Annotated in this window: 26 protein-coding genes; 6 read left to right on the forward strand and 20 right to left on the reverse strand. The window is 68.2% G+C overall.

The window, feature by feature from the left end; all coding sequences use genetic code 11:
- Window positions 1–10: 10 nt before the first annotated feature.
- The 4 genes from ACLM5J_RS16210 to ACLM5J_RS16225 form a co-directional block, all read right to left on the reverse strand.
- On the reverse strand, window positions 11–697 hold the full coding sequence (locus ACLM5J_RS16210) for an SDR family oxidoreductase (RefSeq protein WP_413657510.1): 687 nt from the start codon (window positions 695–697) through the stop codon (window positions 11–13).
- Window positions 694–1,662 carry a zinc-binding dehydrogenase gene (locus ACLM5J_RS16215; RefSeq protein WP_413657511.1) on the reverse strand — a complete coding sequence of 323 codons (969 nt, stop codon included), beginning with the start codon at window positions 1,660–1,662 and terminating at the stop codon, window positions 694–696. The genes ACLM5J_RS16210 and ACLM5J_RS16215 overlap by 4 nt, the downstream gene beginning before the upstream one ends.
- 90 nt (window positions 1,663–1,752) lie before the next feature.
- Window positions 1,753–2,868: an NAD(P)-dependent malic enzyme gene (locus ACLM5J_RS16220; RefSeq protein WP_413657512.1), complete on the reverse strand. Its 1,116-nt coding sequence runs from the start codon at window positions 2,866–2,868 to the stop codon at window positions 1,753–1,755.
- Window positions 2,869–3,065: 197 nt separating this feature from the next.
- Window positions 3,066–3,413 carry a S24/S26 family peptidase gene (locus tag ACLM5J_RS16225; RefSeq protein WP_413657513.1) on the reverse strand — a complete coding sequence of 116 codons (348 nt, stop codon included), beginning with the start codon at window positions 3,411–3,413 and terminating at the stop codon, window positions 3,066–3,068.
- 61 nt (window positions 3,414–3,474) lie between these two features.
- Between ACLM5J_RS16225 and sodN the strand changes: the two genes are divergently transcribed.
- A complete protein-coding gene (gene sodN, locus ACLM5J_RS16230; protein WP_413657514.1) occupies window positions 3,475–3,876 on the forward strand; it encodes a superoxide dismutase, Ni in 402 nt (133 codons plus the stop codon).
- Window positions 3,877–4,038: 162 nt separating this feature from the next.
- Here sodN and ACLM5J_RS16235 read toward each other — a convergent pair whose 3' ends face one another.
- Together ACLM5J_RS16235 and ACLM5J_RS16240 are read right to left on the reverse strand one after the other, a co-directional pair.
- The gene (locus ACLM5J_RS16235) at window positions 4,039–4,275 is read right to left on the reverse strand and encodes a hypothetical protein (protein ID WP_413657515.1); all 237 of its coding nucleotides are present in this window, start codon (window positions 4,273–4,275) and stop codon (window positions 4,039–4,041) included.
- Between the two features lie 191 nt (window positions 4,276–4,466).
- The gene (locus ACLM5J_RS16240; RefSeq protein ID WP_413657516.1) at window positions 4,467–4,817 is read right to left on the reverse strand and encodes an EthD domain-containing protein; all 351 of its coding nucleotides are present in this window, start codon (window positions 4,815–4,817) and stop codon (window positions 4,467–4,469) included.
- 207 nt (window positions 4,818–5,024) lie between these two features.
- Here ACLM5J_RS16240 and ACLM5J_RS16245 point away from each other — a divergent pair, with 207 nt between their 5' ends.
- Window positions 5,025–5,405, forward strand: a complete 381-nt coding sequence (locus ACLM5J_RS16245) for an anti-sigma factor (protein WP_413657517.1) — start codon at window positions 5,025–5,027, stop codon at window positions 5,403–5,405.
- A 1-nt stretch (window position 5,406) separates the two neighbouring features.
- On the forward strand, window positions 5,407–6,198 hold the full coding sequence (locus ACLM5J_RS16250) for an RNA polymerase sigma factor SigF (RefSeq protein ID WP_413657518.1): 792 nt from the start codon (window positions 5,407–5,409) through the stop codon (window positions 6,196–6,198).
- A gap of 24 nt (window positions 6,199–6,222) precedes the next feature.
- Here ACLM5J_RS16250 and ACLM5J_RS16255 read toward each other — a convergent pair whose 3' ends face one another.
- Window positions 6,223–6,609 carry a hypothetical protein gene (locus ACLM5J_RS16255; protein WP_413657519.1) on the reverse strand — a complete coding sequence of 129 codons (387 nt, stop codon included), beginning with the start codon at window positions 6,607–6,609 and terminating at the stop codon, window positions 6,223–6,225.
- Between the two features lie 178 nt (window positions 6,610–6,787).
- Here ACLM5J_RS16255 and ACLM5J_RS16260 point away from each other — a divergent pair, with 178 nt between their 5' ends.
- Window positions 6,788–7,039 carry a WhiB family transcriptional regulator gene (locus ACLM5J_RS16260; RefSeq protein WP_413657521.1) on the forward strand — a complete coding sequence of 84 codons (252 nt, stop codon included), beginning with the start codon at window positions 6,788–6,790 and terminating at the stop codon, window positions 7,037–7,039.
- A gap of 18 nt (window positions 7,040–7,057) precedes the next feature.
- On the opposite strand, the gene ACLM5J_RS16265 is transcribed toward ACLM5J_RS16260, so the two are convergent.
- The gene (locus tag ACLM5J_RS16265) at window positions 7,058–8,530 is read right to left on the reverse strand and encodes a sensor histidine kinase (protein WP_413657522.1); all 1,473 of its coding nucleotides are present in this window, start codon (window positions 8,528–8,530) and stop codon (window positions 7,058–7,060) included.
- Between the two features lie 59 nt (window positions 8,531–8,589).
- Between ACLM5J_RS16265 and ACLM5J_RS16270 the strand changes: the two genes are divergently transcribed.
- Both ACLM5J_RS16270 and ACLM5J_RS16275 read left to right on the forward strand, forming a co-directional pair.
- Window positions 8,590–9,435 (forward strand): DUF2785 domain-containing protein, encoded by an 846-nt coding sequence (locus ACLM5J_RS16270; protein WP_413657523.1) that lies wholly within the window; start codon window positions 8,590–8,592, stop codon window positions 9,433–9,435.
- 9 nt (window positions 9,436–9,444) lie between these two features.
- The gene (locus ACLM5J_RS16275; RefSeq protein WP_413657524.1) at window positions 9,445–11,136 is read left to right on the forward strand and encodes an acetolactate synthase; all 1,692 of its coding nucleotides are present in this window, start codon (window positions 9,445–9,447) and stop codon (window positions 11,134–11,136) included.
- 18 nt (window positions 11,137–11,154) lie between these two features.
- Here the strand turns inward: ACLM5J_RS16275 and ACLM5J_RS16280 are convergent, their stop codons facing one another.
- From ACLM5J_RS16280 to ACLM5J_RS16335, 12 genes are all read right to left on the reverse strand, one after another.
- The gene (locus ACLM5J_RS16280) at window positions 11,155–12,003 is read right to left on the reverse strand and encodes an amidohydrolase family protein (protein WP_413657525.1); all 849 of its coding nucleotides are present in this window, start codon (window positions 12,001–12,003) and stop codon (window positions 11,155–11,157) included.
- Between the two features lie 155 nt (window positions 12,004–12,158).
- Window positions 12,159–13,409, reverse strand: coding sequence for an amidohydrolase family protein (locus tag ACLM5J_RS16285; RefSeq protein WP_413657526.1), 1,251 nt, complete (start codon window positions 13,407–13,409; stop codon window positions 12,159–12,161).
- Window positions 13,410–13,477: 68 nt separating this feature from the next.
- Window positions 13,478–14,323, reverse strand: a complete 846-nt coding sequence (locus ACLM5J_RS16290; protein ID WP_413657527.1) for an alpha/beta fold hydrolase — start codon at window positions 14,321–14,323, stop codon at window positions 13,478–13,480.
- 28 nt (window positions 14,324–14,351) lie between these two features.
- Window positions 14,352–15,215 carry an alpha/beta fold hydrolase gene (locus ACLM5J_RS16295; RefSeq protein ID WP_413657528.1) on the reverse strand — a complete coding sequence of 288 codons (864 nt, stop codon included), beginning with the start codon at window positions 15,213–15,215 and terminating at the stop codon, window positions 14,352–14,354.
- 23 nt (window positions 15,216–15,238) lie between these two features.
- Window positions 15,239–16,747, reverse strand: coding sequence for a sugar ABC transporter ATP-binding protein (locus tag ACLM5J_RS16300; RefSeq protein WP_413657529.1), 1,509 nt, complete (start codon window positions 16,745–16,747; stop codon window positions 15,239–15,241).
- Window positions 16,744–17,769 (reverse strand): ABC transporter permease, encoded by a 1,026-nt coding sequence (locus tag ACLM5J_RS16305; RefSeq protein ID WP_413657530.1) that lies wholly within the window; start codon window positions 17,767–17,769, stop codon window positions 16,744–16,746. The genes ACLM5J_RS16300 and ACLM5J_RS16305 overlap by 4 nt, the downstream gene beginning before the upstream one ends.
- A 17-nt stretch (window positions 17,770–17,786) precedes the next feature.
- A complete protein-coding gene (locus ACLM5J_RS16310; protein WP_413657531.1) occupies window positions 17,787–18,779 on the reverse strand; it encodes a sugar ABC transporter substrate-binding protein in 993 nt (330 codons plus the stop codon).
- 110 nt (window positions 18,780–18,889) lie between these two features.
- A complete protein-coding gene (locus tag ACLM5J_RS16315) occupies window positions 18,890–20,062 on the reverse strand; it encodes an acyl-CoA dehydrogenase family protein (protein ID WP_413657532.1) in 1,173 nt (390 codons plus the stop codon).
- An 11-nt stretch (window positions 20,063–20,073) separates the two neighbouring features.
- Window positions 20,074–20,958, reverse strand: a complete 885-nt coding sequence (locus ACLM5J_RS16320; protein ID WP_413657534.1) for a VOC family protein — start codon at window positions 20,956–20,958, stop codon at window positions 20,074–20,076.
- Between the two features lie 155 nt (window positions 20,959–21,113).
- Window positions 21,114–21,629, reverse strand: coding sequence for a hypothetical protein (locus ACLM5J_RS16325; RefSeq protein WP_413657536.1), 516 nt, complete (start codon window positions 21,627–21,629; stop codon window positions 21,114–21,116).
- A 2-nt stretch (window positions 21,630–21,631) separates the two neighbouring features.
- Window positions 21,632–22,618: a D-2-hydroxyacid dehydrogenase gene (locus ACLM5J_RS16330; protein ID WP_413657537.1), complete on the reverse strand. Its 987-nt coding sequence runs from the start codon at window positions 22,616–22,618 to the stop codon at window positions 21,632–21,634.
- Window positions 22,615–23,808 carry an alpha-hydroxy acid oxidase gene (locus ACLM5J_RS16335; RefSeq protein ID WP_413657538.1) on the reverse strand — a complete coding sequence of 398 codons (1,194 nt, stop codon included), beginning with the start codon at window positions 23,806–23,808 and terminating at the stop codon, window positions 22,615–22,617. The genes ACLM5J_RS16330 and ACLM5J_RS16335 overlap by 4 nt, the downstream gene beginning before the upstream one ends.
- Window positions 23,809–23,822: the final 14 nt, after the last annotated feature.

Below are 23,822 nucleotides of genomic sequence, written 5' to 3' on the forward strand. Positions count from 1 at the left end.
GGTGTGCGCGCTAGCGCGGTCGGATGGTGACCTCGTTGATCGAGGAGTCGGTGGGCAGGTCGAGCAGGTGGACGATGGTGGCAGCCACCGTGTCGGCATCGCTCCACTCGGTCGGGTCGTAGGCGCGCCCCTCCTGGGCGTGGACCGACTCCTGCATCGGCGTCGCGGTCCGGCTCGGGAAGACCGTGCTCACCGCCACTCCGTTGCCCCGCTCCTCAGCCCGCAGCGCATCGGCCAGCGCACGCAGACCGAACTTGGAGGCCGAGTACCCCGCCCAGGACGGGTTCGCATTGAAACCCGCGGTGGAGTTGACGAAGACCACCATGCCGCGGCTGGCCCGAAGTAGCGGCAACAGTTCCCGGGTGAGCACGGCGGGCGAGGTCAGGTTGACATCGAGCTGACGCTGCCAACCGGCCAGGTCGACGTCGGCGACCTCGGCCAGTTCGACGACGCCCGCTACATGGAGCAGGGAGTCGACCGGTCCGGTGATCGCCCCTGCGATCCCGATCAGCGAGGAGGGGTCGGCGAGGTCACCCACGACCACGTCGGCGCCAGGGAACTCCCCGGCCAGCTCCTCGGCACGCCCTGGACTCCGGGCCAGCAGGATCAGCGCATCTCCGCGGTCGTGGAGACGACGCGCGACCCGATCGCCGATCCCGGAGCCGGCACCGGTCACCAGATGGCGTCGACCGCTCACCGGGTGAAGACGATCTTGCCGAAGACATCACCGGCCGCCATCGCTGCGAAGCCCTTGTCGGCCTCGGTCAGCGGAAGCTCACGGTCGATCAACGGCCGGGCACCGGTGGCGTCGAGCATGGCGACCAACGAGGCGAGTTCGTCGCGGGTACCCATCGTGGAGCCGATCACCGAGAGCTGGAGGAAGAAGATCCGGGTCAGTTCGGCGTCGTCGAGCTGTGGCCCCGACGTCGTCCCCGAGATCACGATGCGCCCGCCGGGGCGGAGCGCGCGGATCGAGTGCGACCAGGTGGCCTTACCGACCGTCTCCATCACTGCGTCGACCTTCACCCGAAGCCGAGCCCCGGACTCGTAGACCTCGTGGGCACCGATCTCCAGGGCGCGGGCCCGCTTGGCCTCGTCCCGGCTGGTCGCCAGCACGCGCAGACCGGCCGCACGGGCCAGGGTGATCAACGCGGTCGCAACGCCACCGCCGGCGCCCTGGACCAGGACGGTCTCGCCGGCCTTGAGGTTGCCCTGGGTGAAGAGCATCCGGTAGGCGGTGAGCCAGGCCGTCGGCAGGCACGCGGCCTCGGCGAAGGAGAGCGAGGAGGGCTTCGGGACCACGTTGCGACGCGGCACGATCACCTTGTCGGCGAAGGTGCCCTGGTGCCGTTCGGAGAGCAGCGACCGCTTCGGGTCGAAGGTCTCGTCCCCGGCCCAGTCCGGCGACGAGACGACGGCGTGGACGACGACCTCGTTGCCGTCCTCGTCATAGCCGGCGGCGTCGCAGCCGAGGATCATCGGCAACGAGTCAGCCTTCAGACCGACCCCGCGCAAGGACCACAGGTCGTGGTGGTTGAGCGAGGCCGCCTTGACGGTGACGGTGGTCCATCCCTCCGGGGCGACCGGGTCGGGCCGCTCTCCGAGGATCAGGCCCTGCAGTGGATTGTCGGACGAGAACGAGTCAGCGTAAACGGCGAACATGCTGCTGAGGTTACCGTCCGCTCACCAGCCCCCGGCTGGGACGTCATACGGTGAGAGCAGGCGGGTGCTCCGTCCGTATGACGTCCGGGGTCAGCGGCGGGCGACGCCGTCGCGACGAGCCGCCTCGGCGACCGCGGTGGCCACCGCGCCACCGACCCGCGGGTCGAACGGCGACGGGATGATGCAGTCCTCCGCCAGCGCGTCACCGACCAGGTCGGCGAGAGCGTCGGCGGCAGCGAGCTTCATGCCCTCGGTGATCGCCGTGGCGTGCACGTCGAACGCGCCCCGGAAGATGCCGGGGAAGGCAAGCACGTTGTTGATCTGGTTCGGGAAGTCTGAGCGACCGGTGGCCACCACGCGAGCGTGCCGGTGCGCGACCTCGGGGTGCACCTCGGGCGTCGGGTTGGCGAGACCGAAGATGATCGCGTCGTCCGCCATCGAGGCGACGATCTCCTCAGGCACCGTGCCACCCGACACACCGATGTAGACATCGGCACCCTGCATCACCTCGGCGAGGGAGCCGGAGCGACCGAAGTTGTCGGCCGTGTCCGCCGCCAGCGCCGCCTTGACCGGGGTCAGGTCGGAGCGGACCGAGCTCAACACGCCCTGACGGTCGGTGACCGCGATGTCCTTGATCCCGGCCTCGAGCAGGATCCGGGTGACGGCGACGCCGGCAGCGCCGGCGCCCGAGACGACGACCCGGGTGCTCTCGGGGTTGCGGCCGGTCAGCTTCAGCGCGTTCTTCAGCGCGGCGAGCGCAACCACGGCGGTGCCGTGCTGGTCGTCGTGGAAGACCGGGATGTCGAGGCGCTCCTTGAGCCGCTCCTCGATCTCGAAGCAGCGCGGTGCGGAGATGTCTTCGAGGTTGATGCCACCGAAGGAGGGCGCCATCCGCGCCACCGTCTCGATGATCTCTTCGGTGTCGGTGGTGTCCAGGCAGATCGGGATGGCGTCGACGCCGCCGAACTGCTTGAAGAGGACGGCCTTGCCTTCCATGACGGGCATGGCGGCAGGAGCGCCGATGTCGCCGAGACCGAGGACGGCGGTGCCATCGGTGACGACGGCGACGGTGTTCGGGACCCACGTGTAGTACTGGGTGTTCTGCGGATCAGCGGCGATTGCTTCGCACACGCGGGCCACGCCGGGAGTGTAGGCCAGCGACAGTTCGTCGGCACCTGCCAACTCAACCGAGGAGGTGATCCGCATCTTCCCGCCTACGTGCAGTTCGAAAACCGGGTCTCCAGCGAAGGGGTGGGCCGGGGTTTCGGGGGTTTGGGCAGGCATGGATGACTTTCGAGGAATGGGGTGAGGGTGGACGGAGATCGGCTGTCGAACGGCACACATGTCGGGGTGTGTCAGACAAGCAACGACCAAGGGGGTCTCCCAACTCGCATCATCTCACATCACCCTCGGCGCCTCCCCCACGGCCAGAGGCGGACGACCACCACGGCGAGCACATCCCGCTCGGCGACCACCCCGCGGTGTCGCGAGTCGACCCCTTCCTCGGGGTTGTCGCTGAGCAGCCACCAGCCCGGTTCACCGGTCCGCGTGCTGCGCTGCTCGATGGCGCGCTTCACGGCCAGCGTGCCGTCCACGAAACGGGCCAGGACGACGTCGCCGGGGGCCGCGCTCCTCCCCCAGTGCACCAGCAGTCGGTCGCCCTCACGTAGTCCCGGCTCCATCGACCGACCCCGAACGACCGCGACACCCCAACGCCGCAAAGGGCTCCCGCTCTCCACTTGTCCTCGCATGACGAGTAGTGTCGCAACCAGCACAGCCGAAATCGTTACTCTCCCTAGGAGGACGCCAAGCATGCTTGCGCGACTGTTTGCCCCTTCCGTCGAAGTTCAGGCCCACTGCGACCTGCCCTGTGGCGTATACGACCCCGCTCAGGCCCGCATCGAGGCCGAGTCGATCAAGGCCGTCATCGCCAAGGCGAATGACAGCAGCGACCCGGACTTCCGCACCCGTGCGGTCCTGATCAAGGAGCAGCGCTCCGAGCTGGTCAAGCACCACCTCTGGGTGCTGTGGACCGACTACTTCAAGCCCCCGCACTTCGAGGCTTACCCGCAGCTGCACACCCTCGTCAACGAGGCCACCAAGCTCGCCGGCGCCACCGGCACCAAGGGCTCGCTGGACGCCGAGGTCGCCGACCAGCTGCTCGCGAAGATCGACGAGATCGCCGAGATCTTCTGGGCCACCAAGAAGGCCTGATCTAGCGAGAACCGCGATCCACCTGCGGTTCATCTACTCCGACGCCGCCCTAGACCGCGTCTGGTCCGCAAGACCAGCCAGCGGGCCTAGGGCGGCGTCGAGTACGTTCCGGGTCCGATCCTCATCACCGGGGAACAGGTGTGTGTAGGTCGCGAGGACCTACTACGGCCGAAGCACCTCGGCGGGCGCGAGGTGCACGTCCCAGATCCACTCCAGCGCGCCGTGCCACGGCAGGTCGCCGCCACCGCGGCAGGACCAGACCAGGCCGTACCACTGCGATACCCCACGGCCGTCGCGCACCCGCTTCCAGTCCAGGAGGAAGCCGAGGCGCGGCGCGGACGGTCGACCCGACGTCAGAGTCGTGTCGACCCAGACCAAGCGGGGCGTGTAGTGGTCCACTCCACGAGAGTGGAACACTTGTTCGATATCGTGCACTCGCGCTCACCCGTACGCTGTTGCCGGTCATGGTCTACCGGGTACGCCGCGGGCTTCACCACTGCCGGGGTGAAGGGGAGCCCTTCATCTCGCCACAATGGCTTCGCGCTGCCGCTGCCACCAGGCGGCCGTTCACCGTCCCGAGCCAGTGGGCACTACTCGCTCTCGCGCACCTCGACCACGTACATACGCGACACGGTCTGGTCCAGGAAGTTCTTCTCGTCGGCGTCGATGACCTTGCGGACCTCTGGACGGGTGTGGTTCGCGGTCATCTCGTCGTAGGCGGCACGGTCGGCAAACCAGAGTTCGGTGATCACATCGAAGTCGACGTCGGGGGTGCGCGGTGCAGCGAGCTTGCTCTGATGGTCGAGGTAGTTCCTGCGATACTCCACCAGCTGCGGCGTCAGGCTACGGACCAGGCGCGAGTGACTGTTCTCGTAGTAGTCGATGAACTCAACCATGGAGAGTCCTGGCTTGCGGGCTAGAAGAGCTACGACCTTGATCATCCTCCGAACCTAGGGGCGAGCACACACCAGCCGGGAGCTACGTCCCGCACACCGGCACACACCGAGCGAGCCTGGGACAGGCTTGTTCACGCCCAACCACCAGGCCAGCAAGAAGGCCTGATCTTCACGTAGACCGCGACGACGCCGAACCCGTTCGGGTGCGGCGTCGTCGGCATTTCGGGCCCCGGGCTGGTTATCTTTAGGGCTATGCGCCCTGATGTCGAGCTGCGGCTCCCGGTAGACCCGGCCTTCGTCTCCGTCCTGCGAGCGACGGCGGTCAGCATCGCGGCACGTCTCAATTTCACCATCGACGACATCGAGGATCTCCGGATGGCGGTCAGCGAGGCCAGCGCCCTGTTGCTGCCGCACGCCACCGCGGACGGTGAACTGCTTGCCGCCTTCCACACCTCGCCCGACCGGATCGAGGTCCGGATCTCCGTGCCGACGTCCGGCACCGTCACGCCACCTGCCGCGGAGGAGGACTTCGCCTGGCAGGTGCTCAGCGCCCTGACCACGCACGCCGAACTCCACAGCGGCGAAGGCTGGTCCTCAGCCACCTTCACCGTGCACTCCACGGCGACGGTCTGACATGGTCGACGAGAGCGGGAGTCCTCCCGAGAATCCCCAGTTGGCGGCCGTCAAGGCGGCCAGCGCGGCGCACTTCGCGGTGCTCACCGATCCGGGGCAGCCGACCCAGCACACCACTGCGCGCGACGCCTTGGTCAGCCTGCACCTGCCGCTGGTCGAGCACTGCGCCCGCCGATTCCGCAACCGGGGCGAGCCCTACGAGGACCTCCTCCAGGTCGGCACCATCGGCCTACTGAAGGCGATCGACCGCTTCGATCTGGAACGCGGCGTCGAGTTCTCCACCTACGCCACCCCCACCGTGATCGGCGAGATCAAGCGGCATTTCCGCGACAAGGGTTGGGCGATCCGGGTTCCGCGCCGCCTCCAGGAGTTGCGGATGCAGATCTCGGCGACCAGCGCCGAGCTCACCCAGCTCCTGGGCCGCTCCCCCACACCGGCGGAGCTGGCCGAGAAGATCGGCTGCAGCCCGGAGGAGGTCGTCGAGGGGATGGAGTCGAGCAACGCCTACGCGACGCTCTCCCTGGACGCCGGGGACGACAGCGACGACGGCGCCTCGTTCCTGACCACCCTCGGCGTCGACGACGAGGGCCTGGAGCACGTCGAACTGCGGGAGTCGCTCAAGCCGCTGCTCGCCGCGCTCGGCGAGCGCGAGAAGACGATCCTGATGATGCGGTTCTTCAAGAACATGACCCAGTCGCAGATCGCGGCCGAGGTCGGGATCAGCCAGATGCATGTCTCCCGGCTGCTCAGCCGGACGCTGGACAGGCTCCGCGAGGCGCTCAGCGAACAGTGAGCCGGCGGCGCCACCCTTCCCGAACTACTCGTCGTCGGAGAGGTACTGCAGGCTGCGCGGCATCATGATCGCGACCAGGACGATCACCGAGACCGTGAAGATCGCCGCCGAGACGCCCTTGGTCTCACCGCCGAAGAAGCTCCACGCCACCGGGATCTGCAGCAACTGGGCGAAGACCACTGGGCTCCGGGCCCAGCTCCGACCGTCGCGAAGGCCGCGGGCGCACCAGGCGAGCGCGGCGCCGTAGCCCAGGAAGAAGAGCGACGTCGTCAGGCCCATCGACAACCGCTCACTCGAGAGGTTGACCAACTCGAGTACGCCGTAACCGATGAAGACGACGCCCTCGAACAGGGTCAACGCGGCGGCGAGCAGCAGCGGACGGGGCGGGGCGGCAACCGGCGAATGATTCACGGTCAACCAGCGTACTTGTGACCAAAGCGACCATGGATAGGGGTTGTCTACCGGCAAACTTCTTGGGAATCTAGTCCTCGCGCCCGGTTTAGGGTCCAAAGACCTGCCCGCGCTCTTGAACTGCTGCCAGACGACCCACAGGCCGCCTGGAAACCGAATACAAAGGGAGTCCTCCGCCATGGATTGGCGCCATCGTTCCGCATGCCTCGACGAGGACCCGGAACTGTTCTTCCCGATCGGCAACACCGGTCCGGCCATCCTCCAGATCGAGGAGGCCAAGCAGGTGTGTCGTCGGTGCGACGTCCGCGAACTCTGTCTCGCCTGGGCCCTTGAGGCCGGCCAGGACCACGGAGTGTGGGGCGGCCTCGGCGAGGACGAGCGCCGCGCCCTCAAGCGCCGCAACGCGCGCGCCCGCGTGCGCACCGCCTGACCAGGCAACCACTGAGGACTACCCCACCGGGATATCGAGGCTCACCCGCGTACCGCTCTGGTACGGGCGGTGGGCACCCTCGATCGCCAACACACCACCCAGTTCGGACTCGACCAGGGTCCGCACGATCGACAGCCCCAGGTTGGTCGAGGTGTCGAGGTCGAACCCGGGCGGTAGTCCTCGTCCGTTGTCCTCGACAACCAACTGCAGACGTCCCACCAACGGCGCGGCCTGGACCCTGATCTCACCGTGGTCATCGGCGCCGAACCCGTGTTCCACGGCGTTCTGCAGCACTTCGGTGACCACCATCGCCAACGCCGTCGCGGTCTCACCCGCCACCACCCCGACGTTGCCTTCCCGGATCACCCGGACCCGGCCGTCGAGGTTGCTCACCTCGGTGACCATCCGAGCGAGCCGGTCCAGGATCTCGTCGAAGTCGACCTTCTCCTCGAGCGCCTCGCTCAGCGTCTCGTGGACGATGGCGATCGAGCCGACCCGTCGCACCGCCTCCTCCAAGGCAGCCTTCGCATCGGCATTCGGCATCCGCCGGGCCTGGAGCCGGAGCAGCGCCGCCACCGTCTGCAGGTTGTTCTTCACCCGGTGGTGGATCTCCCGGATGGTGGCGTCCTTGGTCAGCAGCTCGCGGTCGCGACGGCGGAGCTCGGTGACGTCACGCAGCAATACGATCGAGCCGATCCGCTCCCCCTGGGGGCGCAGCGGGATCGCCCGGGCGACCAAGGAGACCGTGTCGGTCTCGATCTCGGCGTCCTTGTAGACCCGTCCGCCCAACACCGCGCTCAGCGACTCCTCGTCCGGCCGGCGCCGCGGCGGCACGAGCTCCCGGGTGAGATCGGTCAGCAGGTGGCCGGTGAGATCGCCGGTGTGCCCGAGCCTGCGATACACACTGAGTGCGTTCGGCGAGGCGTAGCTGACCCGGCCGGCCTTGTCGACGCGGACGAATCCGTCACCGACCCGCGGCGTGTCCGCCAGGTCGCTGCGGTCGCCGTCGTCAGGGAAGAGCCCGGCAGCGATCATCTTGCTGAGGTCCGCGGCGGTGTCCAGGTAGGAGAGTTCCAACCGGCTCGGCGTTCGGACACCCAGCAGGTTCGTATTACGGGCCACCACCGCGATCACGCGCTCACCTCGGCGGACCGGGATCGCATCGACCCGGACCGGGATGTCGTCGCGCCACTCCGGGTCGCCCTCACGCATCAGCCGGCCACGCTCGAAGGCCAAGGTGACCATCGCCCGCGGGCCCCAGTCCTTGAAGGTGCCGGAGATGTCGTCGAGAAGCGCCGTGGGCCCGGTGGTGGGGCGCATCTGCGCGCCGGCCCAGAACCCGTTGCCGCCACGATCCGGGAGCCAGAGCACAAGGTCGGCGAAGGAGAGGTCGGCGATGATCTGCCAGTCGGCGGTCAGCCGATGCAGCCACGCCAGATCCTCGACGGAGAGGTCGGTGTGGTCGGCGGCCAGCTGGTCGAGAGTGGGCACCGGCACAGCATAGAACCGGCGTTGTGCGTAACCATGCCCCCGGCTGGCAAGATGGACCCATGGCGTCGGCGTTCTGGGACCAGGTGAAGGCCAGTGGCCTCCAGGTACCCACCGACCGGCCGCTGAAGGAGCTGACCGCGGAGCTCACCGCGATGCTCGGCAGCAGCGATCCGCAGCGTCGCGACCACACCGCTTTCGAAGTGCTCGCCGCCTGGACCGCCCGCGGCGTCTACGACGATCTTCTGGCCGGCCTCGGTGACGGCATGGCAGCCGGGCTGAGCCCCGGCCTCGGCGAGAACGGCACCGACACGGTCTTCCGGCGCACCTTCTCGGTCCGGATGCTGGCGGTCTGCCTGGAGCGCGACAACCACCAGCGGCTGCTTCCCGCCAGCACCATCCTCACCTGGGGCGACCAGGTGGCGGGGTGGCTGCTGGGCGAGCGTGACCTGCGCAGCTACGTGCCGACCCGCGGCTGGGCGCACGCCCTGGCTTACGGGGCGGACGCCTTCGGCGCACTCGGCGACTCGGCCCATGTCGGGCTGCCCGAACTCACCGTCCTGCTCGACGTGCTCGCCGAGCGGATCCTGTTGCCTGCCGACGGCGCCGTGCTCAACGGCGAACCCGATCGGCTGGCGCGCGCGGCACTGCGGATCGTCCACCGCGACCTGGTGCCCAGCAACGTGCTGGAGGTCTGGGTCAACCGGATCGCCGCCGGTGCCCGCCCGGATCTCAACGCCGAGGCCGACCCGTTCGGCGCCGCGCTTCTGCCCCAGGCGTTCCTGCGCTCGCTCTACCTCCACCTCAGCGTCAGCCGACGCCGCCCCGCCGCCCGCGCGGATCTGCTGCTCGCGCTGGTCGATGCCCTTCGGGTCAGCAACCCGGATTTGTTGGTGACCGGCGAGTAGGGTTCCGCTATGACCGACGTCACAGCACCCTCTGCCGATCCCACGAAGTCGGCCCAGGAGGTCGGCGGTCACGCCGGCAAACTGGCCGTCTCCGTCGCCCAGGCCTATGGCGTGGAGAACATGTTCACCCTCTCCGGGGCGCACGTCTTCCCGCTCTACGACGGCGCCGTCAAGGCCGAGCCGCCGATGCGGCTGGTCGATGTCCGGCACGAGCAGACCGCGGCGTTCGCCGCCGAGGCCACCGGCAAGCTGACCCGGCGTCCCGGGCTTGCGGTACTGACCGCGGGCCCCGGCGTCACCAACGGCGTCAGCGCGATCGCCCAGGCGCAGTTCGCCGGATCCCCGATGGTGGTCATCGGCGGTCGGGCGCCGGCGAACCGCTGGGGCACCGGCAGCCTGCAGGAGTTGGATCAACCCCCGATCCTGGCGCCGGTCGCCAAGCTGGCTCGGACCCTGCCCACCGCGGCCGACGTCGTCCCCGGCCTGGACGAGGCGTTCCGCGTGGCCGGCTCCTCGCACCGCGGTCCGGTCTTCGTCGACGTCCCGATGGACGAGCTGTTCAGCAGCTCCTACGTCGCTTGGGACGGCGCCACCCCGGCTCCCCTGCTCACGCCGAACCCCGACGACATCACCGCGATCGCTCGGCTGATCGCCGCGGCCGACCGGCCGGTCCTGGTGCTCGGAACCGACGTCTGGGCCGACCACGCCGAACAGGCGGCACTCGGTTTCGTGGAGGAGTTGAGTATCGCCACCATCACCAACGGCATGGGCCGCGGCGTGATCCCCGGCGGCCATCCGCTCCTGGTGACCAAGGCCCGCAGCCAGGCGCTCGGCCATTGCGACCTGGCCATCGTGATCGGCACCCCGCTCGACTTCCGGCTCTCTTACGGCTCCTTCGGCGGGCGCGACGACTCTCCGAAGGCGAAGGTCGTCCACATCGCCGACTCCCCCGGTCAGCTCTCCGGCCACGCCGAGCTGGCCGCCAGCGCCTCCGGTGACCTGTCGACGGTCTTCGTCGAGTTGGCGAACGCACTGCGCGGGCTACCGCGCCGGTCGACGGCGCAGTGGCTCGACGACCTGCAGCAGACGGTCGCCGCCGCGGCGGCCCGAGACGCCGAGCTCCTCAACGCGGAGGCCGACCCGATCCATCCGGCCCGGATCTACGGCGAGCTGGTCCCCCGGTTGGCCGACGATGCGGTGGTGATCGGCGACGGCGGCGACTTCGTCAGCTTCGCCGGCAAGTACATCGAGCCGAAGCGGCCCGGAGGCTGGTTGGACCCGGGGCCGTACGGCTGCCTGGGCGCCGGACTCGGCGCGGCGATGGCAGCGCGGCTGGCGCGACCGTCGTCCCAGGTGGTGCTCCTGCTCGGCGACGGAGCAGCAGGCTTCTCGTTGATGGACGTCGACTCGCTGGTCCGGCAGAACCTGCCGGTGGTGATGGTCTGCGGAAACAACTCCGCATGGGGGCTGGAGAAGGGGCCGATGCAGATGCTCTACGGCTACGACGTCGCTGCCGACCTGGCACCGCAGACCGAGTACGACGCCGTCGTCAGGGCCCTCGGCGGAGGCGGCGAGACGGTGACCGATCCACGGGAGATCGGCCCCGCCATCGACCGTGCTTTCGACTCCGGGGTGCCCTACCTGGTCAACGTGATCACCGACGTCAACGCCGGCTACCCGCGCAACACCTTCGGGATCTGAGCGCTGCGCGGGGGCGGCCTACATCCGGTAGGCCGCGGCCGCGTTGTCGCTCCAGAACTTCGCGCGGTCCTCTTCGGGGGCGAAGTCGAGCAGCTTCTCGAACTCAGCGATCAGCGTTGGGTACTGAGTCGCCGAGGTGTCCAGGGAGAGCGTGGAGGCGAACATCAGGCGGTCCCAACCGAGCGTCTCGACGCCGAGCTCCAGCCAGGGCCGGATGATCTCGGGGCTGACCACCGCGGTCTGCTCGTCCCGGGGCAGGGTCACCTGCCAGGCGTCGACATTGCCGTCGGCATAGGCGCGGAACGCGTCGCGCCAGTCGTCCTCGACCCGGGCCTGGGGCGGGATCACCCAGGTGTCGTAGCCGACGACGGAGACCAGGTGCGGATGCTTCTCCAGCGCCGTCACCCAGGCCGGGACCTGGTCGGCGGTGGGCGAGAACTCGACCACCAGGCTCCGCTCAGCCAGCCAGTGGAGCAGGTTCTCCACGAACGGCAGGTCCGAAGGCATGCCGAGCGGCAACCGGACACCACGGAAGGACTCGGAGCCGGCGAAGACCTCGAGGTCGGCCAGGATCTCCGCGCCGGAGCGGTCCGGGTCGACGCCGGCGATCATCACCAGGTCGAGGTCGTGCAGACGCGCGATCCGTTCCACCCAGTCGACCTCGGCGAGGCAGAGTTCGCGCTCGACCGTGCTGGAGACATGGACGAAGGAGTCGACCGCACCATCGCGGTGGCCGGCGTAGCCACACTCAGCGGGGGTGCACTGCTGCGCGTGTTCGGAGTGGCGCGCGAGGATCTCCTCGCGATTCGCCCTCCATTGAGCACCGGTCACGTCCACCAAGCGCGTGTGGGTGTCGATGATGCGCACCTAGCTCTCCTTCCTGGACCGGGCACGGCTGTGCCCGAAGACTGATCAGATTCACTCGTGTGTGAGCAACTTACGCTGCCCGATCCCACTAGCTGGGAGACACGACAGCGGCGGTGCACACAGCACCGCCGCTATCGTGCTCAACACGACATGGATCAGAAGGAGTTCGGGTCCGCGATCACCGACTCCGGCACCGGGTGCCGGTAGAGCTTGGACGCGTTCTGCCAGGTCACCTTGGCGATCTTCTCCGCCGACAGACCGCCGACCGACTCCTGGACGACCGCCTGGGTGCGGGGCCACAGCGAGTCGGAGTGCGGGTAGTCCTCTTCGACCATCACGTGGTCGGCGCCGATCCGGTCGAGCAGGGCGAACGACGACGGGTCCTCGACAGCGCAGAAGTAGAAGTTGCGCTGCAGCACCTCGGCCGGGGTCAGGTCGATCCCGTCCCAGGTGCCGTACATCTCGTGGTAGGTCGCCATGTGGTCGAGCCGGTCGAGCAGGGCCGGAACCCAGCCGATGCCACCCTCCGACATGCAGATCTTCAGATCGGGGAAGCGGACCGGCAGCTTCGAGTACAGCCAGTCCACGGTGGCGTGGATGGCGTAGGCGAAGAAGAGCACGCCGACGACGTCCGGCGGGGCGTCCTCAGAGGTGGACGGCGAGGTGCCGGAGGAGCCGATGTGCAGGTTGATCACCGTGCCGGTCTCCTCACACGCACGCATGATCGGGTCCCAGTAGTCGGTGTGCATCGACGGGAAGCCCTGCAGGTGCGGGGCCTCGGAGAAGGTGACCGCCTTGAAGCCGAGCTCGGCGTTCTTGTAGATCTCCTTGGCGCCGATCTCCGGGTCCAGCATGAAGGGCAGCTGGCACGGGATCATCCGGTCGGGGTAAGCACCCGACCAGGCCTCGATGTTCCACTGGTTCCAACCGCGCACGGCGGCCAGCGCCAGCTCCGGGTCCTTGGTGGTCTGCTGCAGGCGAACGCCGCCGAAGCCGGCCAGGAACGACGGGAAGCAGAGCGAGGCATAGACGCCGGAGAGGTCCATGTCCTTGATCCGGTGGTCGATGTCCCAGGCACCCCGACGCATGTCGGTGAACCGGGCCGGCTCGAAGCTCCACTCATCGATCGGACGACCGACAACGGCGTTGAAGCCGACGTTCGGCAGCTCCTTGCCGTCGTAGATCCAGACGTCGGCGCCGTTCTTGTCGACCACCTTGGGGGCCTGGTCGGCGAACTTCGACGGCATCCGGCCCTCGAACGCGTTCGGCGGCTCGACCATGTGGTCGTCGACGGAGATCATCGGGAACTTGCGGTCTGCCTTGTCGGGCTCGGGGAGGAAGGTCACCTTGCCCTTCACCGCATTCGTGAAGTCGGTGTTCTTCTGCAGGTCTTCGATACTTGCCATGGTTACGCCTTTCGAGACTTGGACGGGAAGAACGGCCATGGGCTGGCCGCCTTGGTCAGGTCAGGGATCTACGGGGCGAGGAAGTCAGCCACCACGCGGGTGACGTCCTCAGCGCGCTCCTGGTGGGCACGGCCACCGCACGCGGCCAACGCGACGACGTCGGCATTGGGCATCCGGCGGGCGCCGTAGAGCGCGCCGTCGAGCAGGAAGTCGCGGTTCTCGCGGCCCCAGAGCAGCAGGACCGGGTGCTCGACCTTCCAGCACTGCATCCACAGCGCGGACTCCTGGTCCCAGCCGTCGAAGGTGCGGGAGACAGCCTTGAGCCGGGCGATCGCACCGGGCGCCATCGCCTGGCTCATGGCGGCGTCGACGTCGTGGTCGGTGAGCTTCGAGGGGTCGCCGACCTGGCTCTCCAGCCAGGTCAACATGGCCGGCTCGGAGGGGCGGGCCAGGAACGAGGTCAGGGCCCGGGCGCCCTCCGGCGGGCGGGCGCCGGCCGAGTTGATGTTGAGGATCCCCGGCGCCAGCAGGGCGAGCCGGTTGAAGCGCTCCGGCTCGTCGAGCGCGGCGCGCAGGGTGACCCAACCGCCGAGAGAGGTGGCCAGCACCGAGGTCTTCTCGATGCCGAGGTGGTCCAGCGTGGCTACCAGCCGCTGTACGGCGTCGGCGAGGTAGTCCTCGGCGATCGCGACGTCGGCAGAGAGGCCGAAGCCGGGCAGGTCGAGCATCAGCACCCGGTACTGCTCGCTCAGCGCGGCGACCTGGTGGGCGAACTCCGTGCTGCTGTCGATGCCGGGGGCGAAGCCGTGCAGCACCACCAGTGGCGCACCCTGGCCCGTCTCCCGACCTTGCAGGCCGGAGCCGGGGGTCGTCAGCTGCTGGTAGGACTGGGCTGGTAGCAGCGTCGTCGTCACGTGGCTCACCTCTCTCGTTGCGGTCAGATCAGTTGTCGAGCAGGTGGCCGATGACCACCCGGTTGAACTCCTTGGCCCGCTCCACCTGGGCCCAGTGGCCGCAGCGCGACATCACGTGGAAGCTGGCGTTGGGCATCTGGGAGAAGGCGAAGAGGCCACCGTCGTACGGGTTGACCAGGTCCTCGCGGCCCCAGACCAGCAGGGTCTCGTGGGTCAGTGCCGACGCCTCGCGCCAGAGCTGGCCCTTGGTCAGTCCCTCACCTTCGAGGAAGCTGACCCGCATCCGCTCGAAGTTGACCGCTGCTTCGGGACGCTGGGAGCGCTCGAAGCGATCGGCCACCATCTCGTCGGTGACGTAGGAGTCGTCGAAGACCATGCCGCGCATGAAGACTTCGAGCTTCTCCACGCTCGGTCCGGGCGGGGCGTTGAAGTCATAGAGCCGGGTGTGGCCCAGGGTCGGCTCGGGGGTGAACATCCGGCTGGTCATCCCGCCGGGGCCCATCAGGGCGAGCCGGTCGGCCTTCTCCGGGAAGTCCAGAGCGAACCGTGCCGCGACGCCGCCACCCAGCGAGTTGCCGACCAGGTGGGCCTTCTCGATGCCGAGGGCGTCGAGAAGCTTGGCCAGGGTGCGCGCGCTGTGCGAGAAGTAGTCGCCCTCGAAGTCACGGCCGTCGCTGGCGCCGAAGCCAGGCTGGTCGACGATCAGCGTGCGGAAGTGCTGGGCGAAGACGGGGAGGTTGTCCTCGAAGTTCGCCCAACCCGAGACGCCCGGACCGGCACCGTGCAGCAGGATGCAAACCGGGCCTTCGCCTGCCTCGTTGTAGTGGATACCGATACCGTCGATGTCGATCCGACGGGCGGTTGCCTCGTAGCTGTAGTCAGCTGCGGACACGTTCTGCTCCTTGCGTGGTGGGTTCAGTGGGGAACGGCGGTGAGGTCGGCAGGTTCGCTGTGGCCCGCTGCCGCGGCCATCAGTTCGACCTCGGAGACCTCGCCGGTGAACTCGGCGACGAGGTGCCCCTCGCGCATGATCAGGATCCGGTCGCAGAGCCCGATCAGCTCGGGAAGTTCCGAGGAGACCAGGAGCACGCCCATGCCCTGATGTGCGGCTTCGTCGATCAGCCGGTAGATGTCCTGCTTGGCGCCGATGTCGATGCCACGGGTGGGCTCGTCGAGCAGCAGGACCTGTGGGTTGTGGTCCAGCCAGCGACCCAGCACGATCTTCTGCTGGTTGCCGCCCGACAGGGTGGCCACCGTGGCGTCGTCGTCTGGAGCCTTGAGCTGAAGCTTGCTGCGCAGCATCGCCAGCAGCGGCTCACTGTCCTTGTCCCGGACCGGGGTGATCAGCGAGTTGGAGCCGTAGGCGACCGCGGAGGCGTTGGCCCGCACGCTCTGCTCCATCGCCAGACCGCGGGTCCGGCGGTCCTCGGGCACCAGGCCCAGACCGGCGGCGATCGCCTGGCGCGGGCGCATCGCCCGGACCTGGTTGCCGCCGACCTCAACCGAACCCGAGCGCGGGATCAGGCCGTAGATCGACTCCAGGATCTCGGAGCGACCGCTGCCGACCAGGCCACCGATACCGACGACCTCACCGGCCCGGACCTGGAGGTCGATCGACCCGGCGAGCCCGGACGGCGTCAGCTCCTTGGCCTGCAGCACCACCTCGCCGGCCGGGGCCGGAGCGCGGCGGTATTGGGCCTCGACACTGCGACCGACCAGCAGCTCGATCAGCTGATCCTCGCTGGTCTCCGCGGTCTTCACGGTGGCCACGAACTCGCCGTCGCGGAGCACGGTGACGGTGTCGCAGATGGTCAGGATCTCGGGGATCCGGTGGCTGATGAAGATCTGCGCCGCGCCGCGGGAGCGGAGGTCACGCATCACGTCGAAGAGCCGGCCGACGTAGTCCTCGGTCAGGGAGGCGGTGGTCTCGTCGAAGCCGATCACCTTGCAGTCCCAGGCCAGTACTCGCGCGACTTCGACCATGTGCCGGTCGTCCTGGGAGAGGTCACGGACCTTCGCCTGGGGGTCCAGGTCGAGCCCGGCCTTGGCCAGCACTTCCGTTGCCTGCTTGACGATCCGTCGCCAGGACACGATGCCCTTGCGACCGACCCGACCGAGCGCCAGGTTCTCGGCGACGGTCAGCTCCTCGCAGAGCATCGGATCCTGCATGACGACGCCGACCCCTGCGGTCAACCGGTCGTGGGCGTTGCCGGCGGCGAGCGTGGTGCCCGCCACCTGCACCTGGCCAAGGTCCGGAACGACCTGGCCGGAGATCACCTTCATCGCGGTGCTCTTACCCGAACCGTTCTCGCCGATCAGGCCGCGCACCTCCCCCGGCGCGACCTCGAACGAGAGGTCGGCCAGGGCGACGGTGCCACCGTAGGTCTTACGGACACCGCTCAGGCTGAGCGCCGGGCTGGTCATGTTCTGCCCCGCGACCGCATCCGGTCGATACCGACGGCCACGATCAGCACCAGACCGGTGACCATGCCCTGCCAGAACATCTGGACTTCCATCAGGTTCAGCACGTTCGCCAGCAGCGAGACGAAGAGAACACCGATGAAGGTACCGACGAAGGTGCTGTTGCCACCCATGAACGAGGAGCCGCCGAGGAGCACAGCAGCGATCACTTCCAGCTCCATACCGGCGCCGATGGTGGGTGAGGCGGCCTGGATGCGGCCCGCCATCACCACACCGGCGATGCCGACGAAGACGCCGTTGAGCGCGAACGCCGCCATCTGCACCCGCTCGACCGGGATACCGGCGATCCGGGCAGCTTCGGGGTTGCCACCGATGGCCAGCAGGCTGCGGCCCAGGGTGGTGAACTTCATCAGCAGCATCGAGCCGACCAGCAGGATCAGCGCCAACGCGACCGGGACCGAGATCGGGCCGACGGAACCGTCACCGAGCCAGACCACGAAGTCGAAACCGTCGCGGTCGTAGAGCTGCACCGAGTTACCGTCGGTGCGGAGCTGGGCGATCGCCTTGAAGACCGACATGGTGCCGAGGGTGACCACCATGAAGGACATCTGGAACTTGGCGATGAAGAGACCGTTGCCCAACCCACCCAGCACTGCCGAACACGCGATGACCGCGCAGACCGCTACCGGTACCGGGAGACCCGCATCCATGAAGCCGAGCAGGATGACGGTGTTGAGCGCCATCAGCGAGGCCAGGGAGAGGTCGATCATCCCGATGGTGATGACGTAGGTGGTACCGATCGCAAGCAGCAGCGGGACCACGGCCCCGCGCATCACGTTGTTCAGGTTGGCGTAGGTCAGGAAGAACTCGTTCGTCGCTGACATGTAGACGAACATCGCCACGACCAGGACGGCGATCCCGGTCCACGGCGGTGCCTTACGCAACAGCTCGACCGCGGTGGCGGCCCGAGCCGGGCTCGGCGCCGCCTGCGGCGCCGAACCCGTGGGGGTGAGAAGGGAGGTCATATCGGTGTGCCTTCCGCCTACTTGACCGCGGCGCAGCGCTCTGCGGCGCTGGGGACCTCGGCGTTGGCCGAGGTGTAGGCCTGGTACGGCAGGGAGAGGAAGTCGACCTTCTCGCCGGCCTTGATCTTCTCGGCCTGGACGCTGGACTGGTAGGCCAGGTTGAACAGGTCGGCACCGAAGGTGGCGTCGATGTCACCGGACTTGACCGCAGCCAGGGTCTCGCCGTCGCTGTCGATGGAGATGATCACCAGGTCGACGCCCTGGCTCTTGGCGGCGAGTGCGGCACCGCGTGCCATCGCGCCGTTCTGAGCGAAGATCGCGTCGACGGACTTGTCGCTGGTCAGCAGGTCTTCGACCTTCTTCTGCGCCTCTTCGGTGGTGATCTTGTCCATGTTCAGCTCACGCGCGACCTCGATGCCAGCGGCAGCGGCTTCCTTCTTGAACAGGGAGGCGCGCTGGTCCGACATCGGCTGGCCGGGAGGCGGCGAGAGGAGCGCGACGCGCTTGACGTCGGCGTGCTCGTCGGTCAGGTACTTGACCAGCAGAGCCGGGACGCCGGCGTCGTCGGGAGCGACGTGGCTCGAGGCGTCGGTGGCGAACTTGCCCTCGGCGTCCGGGGAGACCGGGTCGATGACGGCGAGGTCAGCCTTGCGGGCCCGCTCGTAGGCCGGCTTCAGAGCGGCCGGGTCGACCGGCATCACGAACAGACCGTCGATCTGGCCGCTGCGCGCGATCAGGCTGTCGATGTCGTTGAGCTGCTTGTTGACGTCACCGTCGGCGACCGTGATCACCGGCTTGTCGAGGTCGTTCTGGTCGGCGTAGCAGGTCAGGCCGGCGATGAAGTCGTCGACCGGGCCGCCGCCGGAGAAGCCGTTGACGAAGGCCATCCGCACGGCGCCGCCGTCCGAGGACGACTTCGAGTCGCTGCCGCAGGCGGCCAGCGTTGCGGAGAGTGCGAGCACCGAGGCGCTGGCGAGGATCACCTTCGACGCGTTGTTGAAGCGGGACATGTTTCCTCCACGAGGAACAGGGGCACCCCGAAAATGCCAGGATTCGAGTTGGTTGAGGGGGTGGTCTGGTCGCCCATGGGGCGGGCGACCAGACCGGGTGCTGCACAGGATCAGAGAAGTGCGCCTTCGGGCTCGAAGCCCATCAGCGACAGCGCGGCGACCTGGTAGGTCGGGCCGGGCAGGTTCACGGCGTGGTTGAGGCCCGCGTGGGCGTCGCGCCACAGCCGCTGCAACGGCTTGTCCGAACGGATCGCGTTGCCACCGGTGCGGGCGAACAGCGAGTCCACCGCGGCGACCGCACGCCAGCTGGCGCGGACCTGGTCACGACGCGACTCCGCGCGCAGGGCCAGCGACGGCGTCCCGCCCTTGAGCAGAACGTCGTAGACGCGGTTCACGTTGTCCAGGATCTGCAGCCGGCTGGCGCGGATCTCGGAGGCTGCCTCACCGATGCTCGGCAGCGTGAAGGAGTCGGAGGTGATCTTGGTTCCGAAGACGTCGGCACGCTCGCGCTGGTAGTCGATGCAGGCGGCCAGGGCCCCTTCACAGATACCGACGACGGTGGCGCTGACGGCGTTGCCGAACAGGGTGAACCAGGGCATCGCGTAGAGCGGGTTGTCGCCCTTGCCGACCGCTGCGGCGGCGGTGCCGTCGACCACGGTGGCGTACTCGAGCACCCGGTAGGAGGGCACGAAGACGTCGTCCACGATGAGGTCGTTGGACCCGGTTCCGCGCAGGCCCACGGTGTCCCACGAGTCCGGCACGATCTGGAAGTCGCTGCGCGGGATCAGGAAGTGGTGGTCGGTGCCCGGCGTGGTCTCGCCGTTCTCGTCCTCGATCAGGCCACCCAGGTGCACCCACTCGGCGTGGTCGCTGCCGGAGGAGAAGGTCCAGCGACCGCTGAACCGGAAGCCACCGTCGACGCGCTTCGCGCGACCGAGGGCCACGTAGGGCGAGGCGATCCAGGTGTCCTGGTCGGTCCCCCAGACCTCTTCCTGGACACGGGGGTCCATCACGCCGACCTCCCACGGGTGCAGGCCGACAACGCCGCCGACCCAGCCCGCCGCGGAGCAGCCGAGCGAACCCGCAGCCATCACGGCCTCGATGTACTCACCGGGGGTGGACTCGATGCCGCCGTACTCCTTCGGCTGCATCATCCGGGTCAGGCCGGAGCCCTTGATCAGCCGGACCGACTCGTCAGGGAGCTTGCCGAGGCGCTCTGCTTCCTCGGCCAGGCCACTGATCTGGGCCTTGATCTTCTCGAGGTTCTCAATAACGTTGCTCATCGCGACGTGCCTTACTGCTGGGGAACGTTGAGGACCTGGTGGCCCCACATGTCCGGGAAGGGGATGTTGACCGAGGTGTGCGTGGCCGGGTCGACCTCGATGGCGCTGGCGCCCACCTCGACCGGGAAGCCGGCCGGCGTGTGGATGTAGAACGAGAACATCTCGTCGTTGGCGTGCTGGCCGATGGTCTCGAAGAACTCGACACCTGCGGCCTTGGCGCGGTCGTGGGCACGGCCCACGTCGGACGGATCGTTCAGCTCGACCATCAGGTGGATCAGGCCGCCCTTGACGAACCAGGCCGACTTGTCGCACCCGATCAGCGCAAGGCTGTGGTGGCGGGAGTTGGTGTGCAGGAAGTGACCAGGCGTACCGCCCATGTCGGCGAAGTCGGTGAGACCGAAGCCCAGGGTGCGGCGGTAGAAGCGGTTGCTCTCCTCGAAGGGAGCCGCGGCGAGCACCACGTGGCCGAGGCCCTGAGCGCCGGTCTTGAAGCCGCCGACGGCGTTCGCCGAGGAGAACGGCTGCTGGGCGACCTGGTGGCCCCAGTAGAACTCGAGCACGTAACCGGCCGGGTCGACCACCTGGATCAGGTCCTCGACGGCGCGGCGGGCAGCCAGCCCCTCGGGGCGCTCGTAGTTGATGCCGGCGGCGTCGAAGTCGGCGATCAAGGCCTCCAGTTCGACGTCGTTGCGCACCTCCCAACCGATGGCCGCGACCTCGTCGCTCTCAGCGGCTTCGATGACGACGCGGTGTGCCCGCTCGTCGGCCCGCAGCCACAGCTCGGCTTCTGAGTCCTGAGCACCGACGGTCATACCGAGGATCTCGGTGCCAAAGTTCTTCCATGCGCCAAAGTCCGTGCTGCTGACGACCAGGTAGCCAAGAGAATGAATTTTCATGTTGATCCTTGAAATGTTCTAAGACATTAAATCGGGCAAAAAAAGAGACCCATAGCCGTGCTGCGACTGAGCCGCCGAAGCGGTAGGGTGATCGTAGTCACAAGGGTAACCGGGATCACCGGAATGTTCAAGATCTTTTTAAAGATTCTTGAATCTCAGGCGTGAAGACGCTCCAAGATCCCGGCCACCTGGTCCACAGCCGCGTTCAGATCCTCGGCCGCCACCTGCTCGGCGAGCTCCTCAGCACCTGCGTGACGCAGCATCGGGACCAGGTTGTTACGCAGCCGCCCGATCGTCCAGGCCTCCGGGTCTCCCTCGGCGAACTGGTCGAAACGGACCACGACGTTGGCCTGCTCCGCGTTGCGGATGTAGTGGTAGTGCGGCTCGTTGTCGAAGCAGTCGAATCGCAACCACTCCAGACGATCGGCCGACCCCAGCACGTGGACGCAGGCACCGCCGTCGGCGATACCCGTGTCATAGGTCGCGTCGGGCCGACCGCGGTCGACTGCGTTCTCGTTGATCGCTTCGTCAGTCAACCGCCGCGACTCGACGATGAAGAGTAGCGGACCAGCAGGGACCTCCACGCAGAACGCGGCATCCATCGGGATGGGCATGACGTCGTAGCTGCGGCCGAGGAAGTACGCCTCGATCCCACTGGGTACTGAGCTCATGGTCATAGTGACTCCTTCGTGGCGCCGGACGGGCCGGCGACCTGGTTGAGAAGAGCTTCATCCGCCAGCAGACGGTGAAGATTGACAGCGAACAACTCGGAGACCGCAGCCAACGCCCGGGTGGGCACACTCGAGCAGTGGCCGGAGATCTCCAGGCCCGGGACATCCCACAGCGGACTGTGCGACGGCAAGGGCTCCTGCGAGACGACGTCGAGTGCAGCGCGGAGCCGTCCGCTGGCGCACTCAGCGACCAGAGCCGGTTCATCGATCAACGAACCGCGGCCGACGTTGACGATCAGCGCACCGTCGGCGACCTGGGCCAGCAGCTCCGCGTCGAAGAGTCCCGTCGTCTCAGGGGTCTCGGGCAGGGCCGATACGACGTAACGTGCCCGCCCGACCAACGAGCCCAGATCGGCGAACCCGACCTCCTCGACGACACCGGGAGCGGGAACCGCCGCCGGAGTCCGTCGGACAACCCGGACGGTCATGGAGAAGGCGCTCGCCAACGCCGCGATCCGTTGACCGATCGGACCGAAGCCGACCAGGACCAGTTCGGCACCGGCGAGCGCCTCGCCGTAGCCGGTCAGCCAGAGGTGTTCGCGGTGGGCGGCAGCCAACTCGGGCAGCCGCTTGGCGTCCCCGAGGATCCGGGCCAGGACGAACTCGGCGATCTCGGGAGCGGCGGTACCGGCTGCGTTGCAGACCGCGACACCCCGCTCCCCCAACGCCGCGACGGGCAGGTGCTCGACCCCGGTCGTGACACTCTGCAACAGGCGCAGGCCGGTCATCCGGTCCGCGACGTCGTCCGTGAGTTGGAAGCAGGTCGCGGCGACGACCTCGTGCCACGGGTAGTCGACCGACGGTTCGTCGCCATCCGGCCACGTCTCGACGACCAGGTCCGGGAACTGCTGCTGCAACTGGGCGGCGAACCGGGCGCGGACCCCTTCGGCGTGCAGGGACTCGGGCTCCAGCAACAGGACGCGCTTCATCGAGCACCCCCCAATGTGACCTGAGCGTCGTCCTGGCGCTCGATTCCGAACCGAGAGGTCACATCGAACTGGACGGGGACCTTGCGCAGCGCTTCGATGTCGGGGGTGCCGAGCAGCTGCATGGTGCGGGTCAGCTCGCTGACCAACAGGTCCAGCACCCGCCGGGCTCCAGCTTCGCCGGCGATCGCGAGGCCGTAGAGGTACGGCCGCCCGATCAGCACCGCCGAGGCGCCGAACGCCAGCGCGCGGGCCACATCGGCACCACTGCGGATACCGCCGTCGACCAGCACCGGAACCCGGCCGGCTACCTCGTCCACGATCTGGGGCAGAACCCGCAACGTGGCCGGTTGTCCGTCCAGCTGACGGCCTCCGTGATTGGAGATGATGATGCCGTCGGCGCCTTCCGCCAACGCCCGCTGGGCGTCGGCTACCCGGGTCAGTCCCTTGACCACGATCGGTCCCGACCACCGTTCCCGGATCCAGGCCAGGTCGGCCCAGGTCGGGACCTCGTCGAAGAGTCGATCGAGCCCTCCCCCGGGCACGCCGTGCAGGCCGTTGCCCATGCTCAGCGTCGAGGGCCGACGGGCCACCCGGGCCAGCCACCCGGGACGCCGGAGCACCTGGGGCGCGAGCCGGGCCATCGCCCCGAGCCGGTAGTTCATCGGCAGGGTGAGACCGTGGCCGGCGTCGCGGTAGCGGATCCCGGGCATCGGGGTGTCCAACGTCAGCACGAGCGTCTGGTAGCCCGCGGCACCAGCCCGTTCGAGCAACTGCTCCGCGCCGGAGCGCCCACCCAGGAAGTAGCACTGGAACCAGGCGTGCGGGTGGGCGCCGGCGCTGGCCACCGTCTCCAGCGACCGGGTCGCGGTGGTGGAGAGCACTGCACCGAGGCCCAGTGCCGCAGCTGCGGAGAAGACGCCGGGTTCGGCGTCCGGGTGGACCGCACCGGCCAAGCCGCACGGTGCGGTCAACATCGGGGCGCTGAGGCGCTGCCCCAACAGTTCGATGCTGGTGTCGATCGACTCGGCCTGGACGCCGACCGGCTGTTGCCAGGTGACGGCGTCGAACGCCTCACGATTGCGGCGTTCGGTGACCTCCCGCTCGGCACCGCCCTCGACGACGTCGAAGACCGCGCGCGGCAGTCGGCGTTGCGCCCATTCCCGCGCGTGCGGCACCGAGGAGATGCGCATCGCGCGCTTGGTGT

Origin of the sequence: Nocardioides sp. Bht2 (assembly GCF_047308515.1) — a bacterium.
In the GTDB taxonomy this organism is placed as follows: domain Bacteria; phylum Actinomycetota; class Actinomycetes; order Propionibacteriales; family Nocardioidaceae; genus Nocardioides.